The sequence below is a fragment of the Serratia bockelmannii genome, from assembly GCF_008011855.1.
GTDB lineage: Bacteria > Pseudomonadota > Gammaproteobacteria > Enterobacterales > Enterobacteriaceae > Serratia > Serratia bockelmannii.
The window spans coordinates 217,594-231,089 of the sequence record NZ_VOUX01000002.1 but is presented as its reverse complement, the minus strand read 5'-3'; the positions used below and the strand labels follow the sequence as shown (position 1 = coordinate 231,089).

General features: G+C 57.9%; 15 protein-coding genes and 3 tRNA genes. 12 read left to right on the top strand and 6 right to left on the bottom strand.

The annotated features are described in order from the left end of the window. Positions 1 to 16: 16 nt before the first annotated feature. Positions 17 to 1,096 (bottom strand): GGDEF domain-containing protein, encoded by a 1,080-nt coding sequence (locus tag FOT55_RS03165; RefSeq protein WP_025305202.1) that lies wholly within the window; start codon positions 1,094 to 1,096, stop codon positions 17 to 19. 259 nt (positions 1,097 to 1,355) lie between these two features. Between FOT55_RS03165 and FOT55_RS03160 the strand changes: the two genes are divergently transcribed. Next, positions 1,356 to 1,640, top strand: coding sequence for a DUF1435 domain-containing protein (locus FOT55_RS03160; RefSeq protein ID WP_049204639.1), 285 nt, complete (start codon positions 1,356 to 1,358; stop codon positions 1,638 to 1,640). 88 nt (positions 1,641 to 1,728) lie between these two features. On the opposite strand, the gene FOT55_RS03155 is transcribed toward FOT55_RS03160, so the two are convergent. The 4 genes from FOT55_RS03155 to FOT55_RS03140 form a co-directional block, all read right to left on the bottom strand. Next, positions 1,729 to 1,815, bottom strand: a tRNA-Leu gene (locus FOT55_RS03155). A 42-nt stretch (positions 1,816 to 1,857) separates the two neighbouring features. Next, positions 1,858 to 1,944 (bottom strand) — tRNA-Leu (locus FOT55_RS03150). Between the two features lie 36 nt (positions 1,945 to 1,980). Beyond that, a tRNA-Leu gene (locus FOT55_RS03145) sits at positions 1,981 to 2,067 on the bottom strand. A 72-nt stretch (positions 2,068 to 2,139) separates the two neighbouring features. After that, positions 2,140 to 3,084 (bottom strand): LysR family transcriptional regulator, encoded by a 945-nt coding sequence (locus FOT55_RS03140; RefSeq protein ID WP_147823072.1) that lies wholly within the window; start codon positions 3,082 to 3,084, stop codon positions 2,140 to 2,142. A 118-nt stretch (positions 3,085 to 3,202) separates the two neighbouring features. Here FOT55_RS03140 and FOT55_RS03135 point away from each other — a divergent pair, with 118 nt between their 5' ends. Beyond that, positions 3,203 to 4,195, top strand: a complete 993-nt coding sequence (locus FOT55_RS03135) for an aldo/keto reductase (RefSeq protein ID WP_025305204.1) — start codon at positions 3,203 to 3,205, stop codon at positions 4,193 to 4,195. Between the two features lie 50 nt (positions 4,196 to 4,245). Here FOT55_RS03135 and rsmC read toward each other — a convergent pair whose 3' ends face one another. Then, complete coding sequence (gene rsmC / locus FOT55_RS03130; RefSeq protein ID WP_025305205.1) at positions 4,246 to 5,286, bottom strand: 16S rRNA (guanine(1207)-N(2))-methyltransferase RsmC; 1,041 nt, start codon at positions 5,284 to 5,286, stop codon at positions 4,246 to 4,248. 146 nt (positions 5,287 to 5,432) lie between these two features. Between rsmC and FOT55_RS03125 the strand changes: the two genes are divergently transcribed. From FOT55_RS03125 to FOT55_RS03080, 10 genes are all read left to right on the top strand, one after another. Further along, on the top strand, positions 5,433 to 5,870 hold the full coding sequence (locus FOT55_RS03125) for a DNA polymerase III subunit psi (protein ID WP_060434175.1): 438 nt from the start codon (positions 5,433 to 5,435) through the stop codon (positions 5,868 to 5,870). Further along, on the top strand, positions 5,815 to 6,258 hold the full coding sequence (rimI, locus tag FOT55_RS03120; RefSeq protein ID WP_049294806.1) for a ribosomal protein S18-alanine N-acetyltransferase: 444 nt from the start codon (positions 5,815 to 5,817) through the stop codon (positions 6,256 to 6,258). The genes FOT55_RS03125 and rimI overlap by 56 nt, the downstream gene beginning before the upstream one ends. Positions 6,259 to 6,412: 154 nt before the next feature. Then, a complete protein-coding gene (locus FOT55_RS03115; RefSeq protein ID WP_060434177.1) occupies positions 6,413 to 6,718 on the top strand; it encodes a helix-turn-helix domain-containing protein in 306 nt (101 codons plus the stop codon). 3 nt (positions 6,719 to 6,721) lie between these two features. Further along, entirely contained in the window at positions 6,722 to 7,987 is a 1,266-nt protein-coding gene (locus FOT55_RS03110) for a type II toxin-antitoxin system HipA family toxin (protein WP_043136059.1), read from the top strand. Between the two features lie 146 nt (positions 7,988 to 8,133). Next, positions 8,134 to 9,723 (top strand): peptide chain release factor 3, encoded by a 1,590-nt coding sequence (prfC, locus tag FOT55_RS03105; protein WP_025305208.1) that lies wholly within the window; start codon positions 8,134 to 8,136, stop codon positions 9,721 to 9,723. 517 nt (positions 9,724 to 10,240) lie between these two features. Then, positions 10,241 to 10,855 carry a molecular chaperone OsmY gene (gene osmY / locus FOT55_RS03100; RefSeq protein ID WP_025305209.1) on the top strand — a complete coding sequence of 205 codons (615 nt, stop codon included), beginning with the start codon at positions 10,241 to 10,243 and terminating at the stop codon, positions 10,853 to 10,855. 161 nt (positions 10,856 to 11,016) lie between these two features. Continuing rightward, entirely contained in the window at positions 11,017 to 11,178 is a 162-nt protein-coding gene (locus FOT55_RS03095; RefSeq protein WP_004857650.1) for a DUF1328 domain-containing protein, read from the top strand. 68 nt (positions 11,179 to 11,246) lie between these two features. Then, entirely contained in the window at positions 11,247 to 11,432 is a 186-nt protein-coding gene (locus tag FOT55_RS03090) for a CsbD family protein (protein ID WP_025305210.1), read from the top strand. 10 nt (positions 11,433 to 11,442) lie between these two features. Continuing rightward, a complete protein-coding gene (locus FOT55_RS03085) occupies positions 11,443 to 12,561 on the top strand; it encodes a patatin-like phospholipase family protein (protein WP_025305211.1) in 1,119 nt (372 codons plus the stop codon). Beyond that, positions 12,558 to 13,340, top strand: coding sequence for a TatD family hydrolase (locus FOT55_RS03080; protein ID WP_147823071.1), 783 nt, complete (start codon positions 12,558 to 12,560; stop codon positions 13,338 to 13,340). Before FOT55_RS03085 ends, FOT55_RS03080 begins: the two co-directional genes overlap by 4 nt. Positions 13,341 to 13,496 lie beyond the last annotated feature (156 nt).

Here is a 13,496-nt window from a genome sequence, read left to right as displayed (position 1 = left end):
CCGTTACGGCGGCGGCTTAAGGGTGAACGGCGGCGGGCTCGACGTTTTGCGCCAGCTGAATATTGTTGCGGCCGCTGTGCTTCGCCAGATAGAGCGCGGCGTCGGCTGCGCCTATCGCCGATTCGATGTCCAGTTTTTCCAGCGCGGAGATGCCGGCGCTGAGCGTCAGCGTGCCGCTGTGCTGCGGACTGGCGCCGTGCGGGATGTTCAGCTCCGCCACCCGCTGGCGCACCCGTTCGGCCAGTTGCGCCGCGTAGCCTTCGTGCACGTTGGTCAGCAGCACCAAAAACTCTTCCCCGCCGTAACGCACCACGATGTCGCGCGAACGCACCGCATCGCGAATGGCGACCGCTACCTGCACCAGCGCCCGGTCGCCCATGGCGTGGCCGTAGCTGTCGTTGTAGACCTTGAAGTGGTCGATATCCAGCAGCAGCACGTAGTGGCGGCCGGTTTGCGGTTCCAGCAGCATAGTGATCTTATTTTCCAGGCCACGCCGGTTATAAAGGCCGGTCAGGGGATCGAGCATGCTCAAATTATTGAATTTGTCCCGCTCGTTATACAGGTTGGCCACCAGCGCGTGGGTAAAGATTTCACTGCGTTTCAACATCAGGTGATGAATGGAGAAAGCGATAATAGGTAATAGCGTGGTGAATAATATCCGCAGGGTATTATGCATGCCGTCTAAAGCCAGGATCACCATTGCGGAAGGCACGGCGTGTAAACAAAAGGCGGTAAAGTTATCCGTCAGAGAAATAGCGCTGATAAAAAAGATGCTGAACAAACTAATTAATAAAAAATCTTGGTTATTCGGCAAGCAATATTGACTTTTAACGTAAATATGTGCGGCCCACAGCAGGCCAAGCACGCTGGAGAACAGGTTGAGTTTGCACAAATATTTACGTGGCGTTTGCAGAGAAAATAGCGCTGCTACCAGACAAAATAGCGGTATACATAATAAAGGTAGGGTAAATGCGGGCGTATCCCTAAAAGGGAACAATAATGTAAATACGGAAGAGGCGGCATTCATTATCAGAAAAAGAAATAATGCCAGGCGCTGCTTGCTGTTCAGTAATTCCTGATAAGAACGGGCGTTCATACGGAGGTCACTCTTTGCAAAGTCGTTCTGTCGAATAATTAAGGTTGAGAAGCATTCCCTTGGCGCGAATATCCACTTGAATTGCATGGTTGAGGATTGTGATTATTATCATGCAAACAGGACTAGGAATTTTCTTATGTCAAATTATCATTTTTTCCTGCTGGTGTCATCTGAGTTTGGTCAGCGCAGTGAAAATGATGCGGCGGCCAAAAAAGTGTTATATGATATTGGTTATCATTATCACTTGAGGAGGGTTGTCATGCTCACTGCCATGATTGCCGCGTGCGGACTGTGGGGCGTCAGTTGGTGCCTCGGCGATCGCCTGGCCAGCGCCTGGGGCGTTTTGCTGCCTTGTGCGTTGATGCCGCTGTTGGCCCTGATCAACCTGGATATGCTGCAGTTGCGCACCCTGATCGTGATAGCGATGTTGGCCACGCTGGTGATGCTGTTCAACAGCCGGCTGCGCCACTATCTGCTGCTGCCTTCCTGTATGGCGCTGGCGGGCGGCCTGGCGGCTGTCAGCCTAAACTTCAGCTTCGCGTAAACGCTGGAAACGGTAAAACCACGCTTAAGCGTGTTGTTCATCAATGCGTTGGTATTTTTTCGGGGAGACTACCGGAGAGAACATCAATTGGTGCGAAGAGAGGGACTTGAACCCTCACGTCCGTAAGGACACTAACACCTGAAGCTAGCGCGTCTACCAATTCCGCCACCTTCGCACAGTCGATGTTGTTGCTTTGATTTATATTACGTCGCCAGCGTGGTGCGAAGAGAGGGACTTGAACCCTCACGTCCGTAAGAACACTAACACCTGAAGCTAGCGCGTCTACCAATTCCGCCACCTTCGCATCGATGCTGAGTGCAATATAAATCATGTGGTTATTTGGTGCGAAGAGAGGGACTTGAACCCTCACGTCCGTAAGGACACTAACACCTGAAGCTAGCGCGTCTACCAATTCCGCCACCTTCGCGTACCAGAAACATTACCGGAGTAACGTTACCACGGAGGCGAATTCTAGAGATTTTGGCGGGCACGTCAACAGTTATTTCCCCGCTTTGCGGGCGTTTGCTGGAAAAACAGCCATATCGCCGCTTTTCTGCTGGTCAAACAGCCAAATCAGCCAATCAATCAACACCCTGACCCGTGGCGCCAGGAAACGGCCAGGCGGATACATGATGTAAATCGGCATCGGCGGGGGCGGCGTTTCCGTCAATACTTCCACCAGTTCGCCCTGTTCCAGCCAGGGGGCAAGCGAATAGCGCGCCGCCTGTATCAATCCCATACCGGCTCGCGCGCCGGCGATATAGGCGTCGGCGCCGCTGACGCTCAGCCGGGCGGGGAGTTCGCGTAGTTCCAGCTTGCCGCCGCGGCAGAACTCTAGCGGGTAATCGCGGTTGCTGGCCAGCGAAAAATATCCCACCGCGCGGTGCGGCGCCAGGCTATCGATGTCGAGCGGCGTGCCGCAGGCCTGCAGGTAAGCGGGGGAAGCGCAGGTGATCTGTGGCAACTGGGCGATGCGCCGCGCCACCAGGCTGTCGTCTTCGGTTTCCCAGGCGCGCAGCACGCAGTCAACGCCTTCGCGCAACAGATCGACGTGGGTGTCGTTGGCACCCAGCGCCAGGGTGATGTCGGGATAACGCTGGTAAAAGTCGTCCAACGCCGGAATGACGATCTGGCGCGCCAGCGAATGGGGCATATCGATGCGCACCTTGCCGGACGGCTGCAGCTTATGGTGACTGAACAGCGTGTCCGCCTCCTCCAGTGCCCCCAGCAACTGCACGCAGCGTTGATAGTAGAGGCTGCCTTCGCTGGTCACCTGTACCTGGCGGGTGGTGCGGATCAGCAGGCGAACGCCCAGCCGCTGCTCCAGCCGTTTTAACGCGTTGCTGACCGTGGCGCGCGGCAGCTGCAGGCGTTCGGCCGCCCGGCTGAAGCTGCCCAGTTCGACGATGCGGGTAAAAATGCGCATGGCTTGAACCTGATCCATGTCCACTCCGGATTGTTGGTGATTTTTGAACAGTGATGTGCAATCTGCATTATTTATCTTTGTAGTGTAAACAACCAGACTTTGCTGCGTTATCCATTCACCGCATGAGGGCAGCACAATGCAACAACGTAAACTGGGTTCCCACGGTCCCGTCGTCTCCGCCCTGGGGCTGGGATGCATGGGCATGAGCGACTTCTACTCCACCGGCGCCGATCGGCAAGAAGCCATCGCCACGCTGCACCGGGCGCTGGAGCTGGGCGTCACGCTGCTCGACACCGCCGACATGTATGGCCCGCACACCAACGAAGCGCTGGTGGGGGAAGCGATCAAAGGCAAACGGCAACAGGTGTTCCTGGCCACCAAGTTCGGCATCCTGCGCGATCCGGCGGATCCTTCGGCGCGCGGCGTCAGCAGCCGCCCCGAGTATATCCGGCGCTCCGTCGAGGGCAGCCTGCGGCGCTTGGGCGTGGAGGAGATCGATCTTTATTATCAGCACCGGGTCGATCCGCAAGTGCCGATCGAAGACGTCGTCGGCACGATGGCGGATCTGATCCGCGAAGGCAAGATCCGCCACATCGGCCTGAGTGAGGCGTCGGTGGCCACGCTGGAGCGGGCGCACAAGGTACATCCGATCACGGCGCTGCAGACCGAGTATTCACTGTGGACGCGCGACGCCGAGCAGGGCGTGCTGGCGGCCTGTGAGCGCCTGGGCATCGGCTTTGTGCCTTACAGCCCGTTAGGGCGCGGTTTCCTCACCGGCGCTATCCGGCGGCCGGAGGATCTGGCCGAGGACGATTTCCGCCGAGGCAACCCGCGTTTCCAGGGGGAAAACTTCGCCCGCAACCTGGCGCTGGTGGAGAAGGTGGGCGAGCTGGCGGCGCAGAAAGGCGTCAAACCTTCGCAGCTGGCGCTGGCCTGGGTGTTGGCGCAGGGCGAGCACATCGTGCCGATCCCCGGCACCAAACGCCGTCGCTACCTGGAAGAGAACGTCGCGGCGGCGGAGATAACGCTGAGCGCGGCTGAACTGGCGGCGATCGACGCGGTGTTCCCACTGAGTGCGGCGGCCGGCGAACGCTACGGCGCCGAGTCGATGACCTATATCAACGGCTAAAAAAAAGCGCGGCCTCAGGCCGCGCTCTGTCGTTTTCCGCCAACGGCGAATTATTTCTTCTTCGGCGCGCGCGGCGGGCGGCCGACGGTGGCCTGATACACCTTGAAGCGGCCGTTCTGCGCCAGCACTTCATGGCTGCCGAAGGTGGCGTCCAGAATGTCCGGGTACGGCAGGAAGGCGTTGGCGACGATGCGCAGCCTGCCGCCGATCGGCAGGTGCTTCACCGCGCCGCGGATCAGGGTTTCAGCAGCGGTCAGGCTGGTCTGCAGCCCGTCGTGGAACGGCGGGTTGGAGATGATCATGTCGAAACGGCCGGTGATGTCGGAGTAAACGTTGCTGACGATCACTTCGCCTTCGATGCCGTTGGCGGCCAGCGTTGCGCGGCTGGATTCCACCGCGGCGGCGTTGACGTCGCTGAGGGTCAGTTTCACCTTCGGCGACAGCTTGGACATTACCGAGGCCATGACGCCGGCGCCGCAGCCGATGTCCAGCACCTTGCCTTTCATGTGTTTTTCCAGCGTCGACAGCAGCAGCGAGCTGCCGACGTCCAGACCGTCGCGGCTGAACACGCCCGGCAGCGTTTTCACTTCCAGATCGTGCAGCTGATAGCTGTCCCACCAGTCGTTCAGGTCGAACTCGGTCTGCGCGTCCAGGCGGCCATGATACAGGCCGCAGCGGCGCGCACTGTCGATTTTCACCAGCGTGACGTGGCCTTCCAGCGTTGGCTCGGCGCTGCGCACGCCGCTGCGGTTTTCACCGACCACGAACACGTCCGCGCCCACCGGCAGCAGCGCCAGGAGGTTGCACAGCTGGAATTGCGCTTCCTGCTTGCTCTTCGGCCAGTAGTAAACCAGCGTGTCGCAGTCGGCGACGAAAGCGGGATCGACGGTCAAACCGAACTGCACGTTATCGCCCATCGTCCGGTTCAGTAACTGCCAGTGATGGTATTGCTGAGTGTGGACGCGCACGTCCGCGGCCTCGAATTGGGCCGGCAGGCTGTCCTGCAGGTCGCCGGCAAACAGCACGCGGCGTTCGATAAATTCATCACTGTGGCGCAGCATGACTTCACTGGCGGGGGTTAATGCAGACATCAGATATTGGCTCCTGGAAATGAGACCGGGGATTATAGAGCTTTGTGGCGATATGTTCGACGGGTTTGTTGGCGCGGGCTGCGCGGGTTTGTTAGCATAGCGCGGCGCATGGCAGGCATGGCGCACCACAACGGGTAGGAATCGGCATGGCATCAAAACGCGACTGGCTGTTACAACAACTGGGTATTACGCAGTGGACATTGCGCCGCCCGAGCGTGTTGCAGGGCGAAGTGGCGGTCAGTCTGCCGCCCGAGGCTCGCCTGCTGGTGGTGGCGCAGACGCTGCCCGCACCCGACGATCCGCTGTTTTGCGACGTGCTGCACAGCCTGGGGCTGACGCCGGCGCAAACTTACAGCCTGACGCCGGAACAGGCGGCGATGCTGCCTGAAGAGACCGCATGCAACAGTTGGCGGCTGGGCGTGGCGGAACCGCTCGCGGTCGCCGGCGCGCAGCTACACAGCCCGGCGCTGGCCGAGCTTTCCCAAGACGCGGGGGCCAAACGCGCCCTCTGGCAGCAGATTTGTCATCATGAACACGATTTCTACCCTGACGGCGGCCGATCTGGCCACGGCCTTCACCATTGAGCAAGCCAGCCACGCTTTTCCCTGGACGGAAACCACCTTCGCCAGCAATCAGGGCGATCGCTACCTTAACCTGAAGCTGAGCGCCGACGGGGCGATGGCGGGGTTCGCCATCACGCAGATCGTGCTGGACGAAGCCACGCTGTTCAACATCGCCATCCATCCGCAGTATCAGCGCCGGGGCTTTGGCCGCCTGCTGCTCAACGCGGTGATCGAACAGCTGGAGAGCCGCGGCGTGGTTACGCTGTGGCTGGAGGTGCGTGCTTCCAACCAGGCGGCGATCGCGCTGTATGAAGATCTCGGTTTCAACGAGGTCACCGTGCGCCGCAATTATTACCCGAGCGCCCACGGCCGCGAAGACGCGATCGTGATGGCGCTGCCGCTGGGGTAATCTAAAACATCCTGTTTATTGTTTGCATTCCCTTTTACAACTAAAAAGTTGTTTCTTCATTAATTTACATCAAAAAAGTTGTTTTTCACTGTCTCGACAACTAGTTTGTTGTTTATTGCTGGTGAGACAATCAATGCGTTGTTTGGAGGCGCGGATGAGAAAACTATCCGAAATATCAGCGTTGCTGAAAGAAAAACGCAGTGAGTTGGGTTGGAGTCAAAAAGACTTTTTAATGAAGATTGGCATGACCCAACAGCAATATCAGCGTATTGAAGCGGGGAGCGATCTGCGGGTAAGCACGTTGCTACGAATATTGGCGGCGATGAATTTGGAATATGTCATCGTGCCAAAAAAGTCTGCCCGTGATGTGGAGTGCCTGCTGCAACAGGAAGTGAGTAGCGCACCGGAAGTCGGTAAGCCGCAGGATTTTGAAAAAAAACTGAAAGATCTCGAGGACTAGCTGATGAAAGGGCTGCGACAGGTTGAATCGGTACAGGCATTAGCCTTGATATTGCATGGCGTGCGTGTTGGCGTGCTGGCGCATTACAGCGGCGGCAGAAACATCCTGACGTTTGATCCACACTACCTCGCTTTGCCGGAGCGTGTTCGTCCTTTGTTTACGCTCAGGCAGAAGGCGCACGCGGGGTATCTTGAGCAAGTTTTACAGTCATCGCAGCGTCTGCCGCCCGTTTTGTCCAACTTGTTACCCGAAGGCGCACTGCGCGCTTGGGTGGCACAGTCGTTGAAAGCCCATGTGAATGAGGAGTTTCCTTTAATTGCCTGGGCCGGTGGAAACTTGCCGGGAGCGCTTGAAGCACGGCCGTTGGCTGCCAGTGACATACCCGCCTGGGCGTTAAGGTCGCGCGGCGAGTTGGAAGCCGTGCAAATTGATGTTGGGATGGAGGCGCAAAAGTTTTCTCTGGCAGGGGTACAAATGAAATTTTCCTCTGTGCGCAAAGAGGGCCGCTTCAACATTTCTTCTCAGGTGGGCGCTGATAGCTGGATCATTAAAACGCCTTCAACGGTTCATCGTCATCTCCCTGAAAATGAATATACGGCAATGCGTTTGGCGCAAGCCATCGGCGTGGATATTCCTGATATTGAGCTGGTTGAACTGACACGACTTGAACACTTGCCTGATATTCGCTTGGCGGATGAACCCTATGCTTATGCCACCCGTCGTTTTGACCGCAGCGAAAGCGGGCGAGTGCATGCAGAAGATTTTGCCCAGATATTCGAGATTTACGCGCACGATAAATACCGCGGCAAAAATTACGATCAAATAGCGGCTTATCTCTATGAGTATGGCAGTGAATCTTTAGCGGATGTGCAGCAAATGGCGCGCCGTCTGTTGGCGAATATTTTGCTCGCCAATGGCGATGCGCACGTAAAAAATTGGTCCATGTTCTATCCAAACCAGACTGATATTCGGCTTTCTCCCGCTTATGACATCGTCACTACGTTGGCTTATATTCCTGGTGAGTCTGAGGCTGCGCTCAATATGGCGAAGGAAAAGCGCTGGGATAGGATCTCAATGCAAACCTTCGAACGCTGGGCTGAGCGGGTCGATATTCCCTGGTCTGCGATACGGGTGCACCTGGTGGATGCCATCGACAAGGCGCGAAATTTGTGGCCGGCCTTATTGGAAGAGCTGCCGATGGCGGACGATCACAAATCGGTATTGCGCCGGCATTGGGCCGCTTTGTCTCCCGATTTCCGCCTGCGTTAGCGGGAAATCGGATCCATTGATTGTCACCGGTTGGCAAATCGGCGAAAATGCCCGGCTGTTATCTTTTATTCACCGCTTTGCCCGGCGCCGCGATCGGCGCGTTCTGATGATGTCGCAGGGCGGACTAACCGTAGAACCTGAAAACCATGTCTCCTAGTGAATTTGCCCGCGAAGTCTCCAAAAGAAGAACTTTCGCCATCATCTCGCACCCCGATGCCGGTAAAACCACCATTACCGAAAAAGTGCTGCTGTTCGGACAGGCGATCCAGACCGCCGGTACGGTAAAAGGCCGCGGCTCCAGCCAGCACGCCAAATCCGACTGGATGGAAATGGAAAAGCAGCGTGGGATCTCGATCACCACCTCGGTGATGCAGTTCCCGTATCGCGACAGCCTGGTCAACCTGCTGGATACCCCGGGGCACGAAGACTTCTCCGAAGATACGTATCGCACCCTGACCGCCGTGGACTGCTGTCTGATGGTGATCGACGCCGCCAAGGGCGTTGAGGATCGCACCCGCAAGCTGATGGAAGTCACCCGTCTGCGCGACACGCCGATCCTGACCTTCATGAACAAGTTGGACCGCGACATCCGCGATCCGATGGAAGTGATGGACGAAGTCGAGCGCGAACTGAAAATCGCCTGTTCGCCTATCACCTGGCCGATCGGCTGCGGCAAGCTGTTCAAAGGCGTTTACCACCTGTACAAGGATGAAACCTACCTGTACCAGACCGGTAAAGGCCACACCATTCAGGAAGTGCGCATCGTCAAAGGCCTGAACAACCCGGAACTGGATATCGCCGTGGGCGAAGATCTGGCGGCGCAGCTGCGCGATGAGTTGGAACTGGTGCAGGGCGCTTCCCACGAGTTCGATCAGGAGGCCTTCCTGAGCGGCGAGCTGACGCCGGTGTTCTTCGGTACCGCACTCGGCAACTTCGGCGTGGATCATATGCTGGACGGCCTGGTGGCCTGGGCGCCGGCGCCGATGCCGCGTAAAACCGACACCCGTGAAGTAACGGCGGCGGAAGAGAAATTCACCGGTTTCGTGTTCAAGATCCAGGCCAACATGGATCCGAAGCACCGCGACCGCGTGGCCTTTATGCGCGTGGTGTCCGGCCGTTACGAGAAAGGCATGAAGCTGCGCCAGGTGCGCACCGGCAAAGACGTGGTGATCTCCGACGCGCTGACCTTTATGGCCGGTGACCGTTCGCACGTGGAAGAAGCCTACCCGGGCGACATCATCGGTCTGCACAACCACGGTACCATTCAGATCGGCGATACCTTCACCCAGGGCGAAGACATGAAGTTCACCGGCATCCCGAACTTCGCGCCGGAACTGTTCCGCCGCATTCGCCTGCGCGATCCGCTGAAGCAGAAACAGCTGTTGAAGGGGTTGGTGCAGCTGTCCGAAGAGGGCGCGGTGCAGGTGTTCCGCCCGATCGCCAACAACGATCTGATCGTCGGTGCGGTCGGCGTGCTGCAGTTCGACGTGGTCGTGGCGCGTTTGAAGAGCGAGTACAACGTGGAAGCGCTGTATGAGTCGGTCAACGTGTCGACGGCACGCTGGGTCGAGTGCGACGACGTGAAGAAGTTCGAAGAGTTCAAGCGCAAGAACGAGATCAACCTGGCGCTGGACGGTGGGGACAACCTGTCCTACATCGCGCCGACCATGGTGAACCTCAACCTGACGCAGGAACGCTATCCTGACGTGACCTTCCGCAAAACCCGCGAACACTGATAACTCTGCAGGGCGCCCGGTGCGCCCTGCCAGCTCCCCGTATTCTCACTCCGCTAATTAATAAAACTTCCTCATATTTTATCCTGCGAATCGACATCGCCAAGGCGAGACGCGATTGGCCTGCGTTTTCCGCCGCATGGTCTATCTTTAACGAGATGTCCGCACATTGCTTGAGAGTAAATCACTGCAATACGCTGATTGTTTGGTGAGTTATTCTGATGTGTTGCCGATAGGAGACAGTCTGTTTCCTTAAATATCAATGAGATGACTATTTTACCGTTTCGTGTCACTTAGTCTGTCGTCAATAGGCGACAGTTTTTTGATTAAAAATCCGGCTCAACGCTTCTTTTGCTTGATTTTAAAGGTGTTTATTGAGTTGGCACGGCTGTTGCAATATTCCTATCGTGAACGCTTAATCGTATAGCGATGATGAAGTATTTACCGAGAGGCCGCGTGAAGGTGGCTGAAGGGTTCCGGCACTCTGGCGCTGCGGGCCCCCAACAAAAGGAAGAGATCGATGAAAAAGACCAAATTTGCACACTCGCTGATGGCTGTTGTTTTGGGTTCTGCTTTGGTGAGCGGCACTGCGCTAGCCGAAGACAGTCTGCTCAACAAGGCGTCTAACGCCGCGGACAGTGCCGGTGCCAAAATCGATAGCTCCATGAAAAAAGTTGACGGTTACATGGATGACAGCGCGATAACGGCTAAAGTTAAAAGTGCGTTGGTGGACGATAAGACCATCAAAAGCACTGACATTTCGGTGAAAACCGAAAAAGGGACCGTGATCCTGAGCGGGTTTGTCGGCAGCCAGGCGCAGGCGGAGCATGCAGTTGCGGTTGCCGGCAAGGTGGAAGGCGTCAAAACCGTTAGCGACAAGCTGCACGTGAAAGATGAAGCCAATCAATCGATCAAATCGTATGCCGGCGACACCGCCACCACCAGTGAGCTGAAAGCCAAGCTGCTGGCCGATGACATCGTGCCGTCGCGCAATGTGAAAGTGGAAACCACCGATGGCGTGGTGCAGCTTTCCGGTGAAGTGAAAACGCAGGCGCAGTCTGAGCGTGCCGAAAGCATCGCCAAGGCTATCGATGGCGTGAAAAGCGTGAAAAACGACCTGGTGGTTAAGCAGTAATCCCGCCAGGCGCCCGTAACAAGTAACAACAAGCCGCATCTGTCGGGCCGTCAAGGCGGCCCGACGTGTACCACCAAAAAAAGAAACTGATTTGCCGTCGATGTCCCGTTGTCGGGGCGGTAGACGGCAGCGAATTTTTTCACAATGGTAAGGAGAAGCTTATGTTTCGTTGGGGCATTATCTTTTTAGTTATCGCGCTTATCGCTGCGGCACTGGGGTTCGGTTCGCTGGCGGGCACCGCCGCCTGGGCGGCTAAAATCGTGTTCGTCGTCGGCATCATCCTGTTCCTGGTCAGCCTGTTCACCGGCCGCCGGCGCCCTTAGCCGGCCGGCATTTTCCCGTAAACTGTAACAAAGCTTAACTCCTTTTCTCACGTCGGGGAGGGCCGGACATGAACAGCGACATCATCGTCGGGCGCTGGAAACAGCTGAAAGGCCAGGTATGGCAGGCGTGGGCCGAATGGTCCGGCAGCGATTGCGCCTGGCTGGCCGGCAGCAACGATTTCCTCGCCGGCGTACTGCAAGAGGATTACGGAAGAGAGCGAGACGCGGTATCCTCGGAGAAAACGTCTCACTGAGGATGCCAAGTTGGGATACAGAATACCCATCACGCTCGGCAATATAGAACCGCTGGCGTCTAAACCCTTTCGGCCAGGCAAAATGGCGCTGGTCTGCGAAGGCGGCGGCCAGCGCGGCATTTTCACCGCCGGCGTGCTGGACGAGTTTCAGCGCGCGGGCTTTAACCCTTTCGATCTGCTGATCGGCACATCGGCCGGCGCTCAGAATCTGTCTGCCTATATCTGCGGGCAGATGGGCTACGCGCGCCGGGTGATCACCCGTTACACCACTTCGGCACAGTTCTTCAATCCGCTGCGCTTCGTGCGTGGCGGGCATCTGATCGATCTCGATTGGCTGGTTGATACGGCGGCGGCGCAGATGCCGCTGGCGATGGACGTGGCGGAACAGCATTTTACCGACGGGCGCGAATTCTTACTGTGCGCCTGCCGCAGCGACGATTTCGAGCCGACCTATCTGCCTGCGCAGCGCGAACGCTGGCTGCCGGCCATCAAGGCATCCAGCGCCATTCCCGGCTTCTATCGCCAGGGCGTGGAGCTGGACGGCGTCAGCTATCAGGACGGCGGCATCAGTGATGCGATCCCGGTGGAAGAGGCCTATCGCCGCGGCGCCGACACTATCGTGGTGATCCGCACCGTGCCTTCGCAGATGTACTACACCCCGCAGTGGATGAAGCGCATGGAGCATTGGCTGAGCGACAGCAGCCTGCAGCAGATGGTGCGCATCCTGCAGCATCACGAGCAAAGCTATCACCGCATCCAGCGCTTTATCGAAAAGCCGCCGGGCAAGCTGCGCATCTTCGAGATCTTCCCGCCGAAGCCGCTGGCCAGCAATGCGCTGGGCAGCCGATTGGGAGCGCTCAATCAGGATTATCACCTGGGGCGCCGCTGTGGCCGCTACTTTCTGGCCACCGTCGGCCAGTGGATGGCACAGCCGGAGCCCGACGGCATCAAGGTGCGAAAAGCGTTGTCGCGCCGCCTGATCCAGCCGGAGAACGTCAGAATGCCTTCGCCGATCGTGACCGACATCGCCATGCCCACCGAGCGGGCGGCGCAGCCGGAGGCGGCAGTAGCGGCGCCGAAAATCATCCTGCCGGGCGATCTGCCGCCGGGTGAAGGGGGGGCGCTGTGAGTTACGCCTTTACCGATACCCACTGCCATTTCGATTTCCCGCCCTTTACCGGGCATGAAGTCGAGAGCCTGGCGCGGGCGGCAAGCGCCGGCGTGCAGCGCATCATCGTCCCGACGGTCACTGCCGATCGCTTCGCGCGGGTGTTGCGGCTGGCGCAGGAGCATGCGCCGCTGTTCGCCGCGCTGGGTCTGCACCCGCTATATATCGCGCAGCATCATGAGCCGCAGCTGGAACAGCTGGCGATGCTGTTGGCCGAACGGCCGCACAAGCTGGTGGCGGTGGGGGAGATCGGGCTCGATCTGTATATGGACAACCCACAGTTCGAGCGGCAGCAAAGCCTGCTGCTGGCCCAGTTGAAGCTGGCGAAACAGTATGACCTTCCGGTGATCCTGCATTCGCGCCGCACCCACGATCAGTTGGCCGCCGCGCTGCGGCGCATGCAGCTGCCGCGTCGCGGTGTGGTGCACGGCTTTGCTGGTAGCCTGTCGCAGGCGCAGGCGTTTATTCGCCTCGGCTATTACATCGGCGTGGGCGGCACCATCACTTATGAGCGGGCGCAGAAAACGCGTGCCGTGATGGCGCAGCTGCCGCTAGAGGCGCTGCTGCTGGAGACCGATGCGCCGGACATGCCGCTGGCCGGCTATCAAGGGCAACCGAATCGCCCCGAACGCGCCGCCGAGGTGTTTCAGACGCTGTGTGAACTGCGGCCGGAGTCGGCCGACGAGATCGCCGCCCACCTGCAACGCAATACCCAAACGCTGTTCGCCATGCCAAATTGAAGTCAACATAACGTGACTTGTATCACGTTATAAGATTTTCATTTGCGTCTCGTTGTATACATTTGTGACATAAATCGGTGCGAGGGTGACCTCGCTCAGTATAATCCCCCCCCGAAACACTCCAATAGCAGACCTCTCTTCATGAGCAGGGATGTA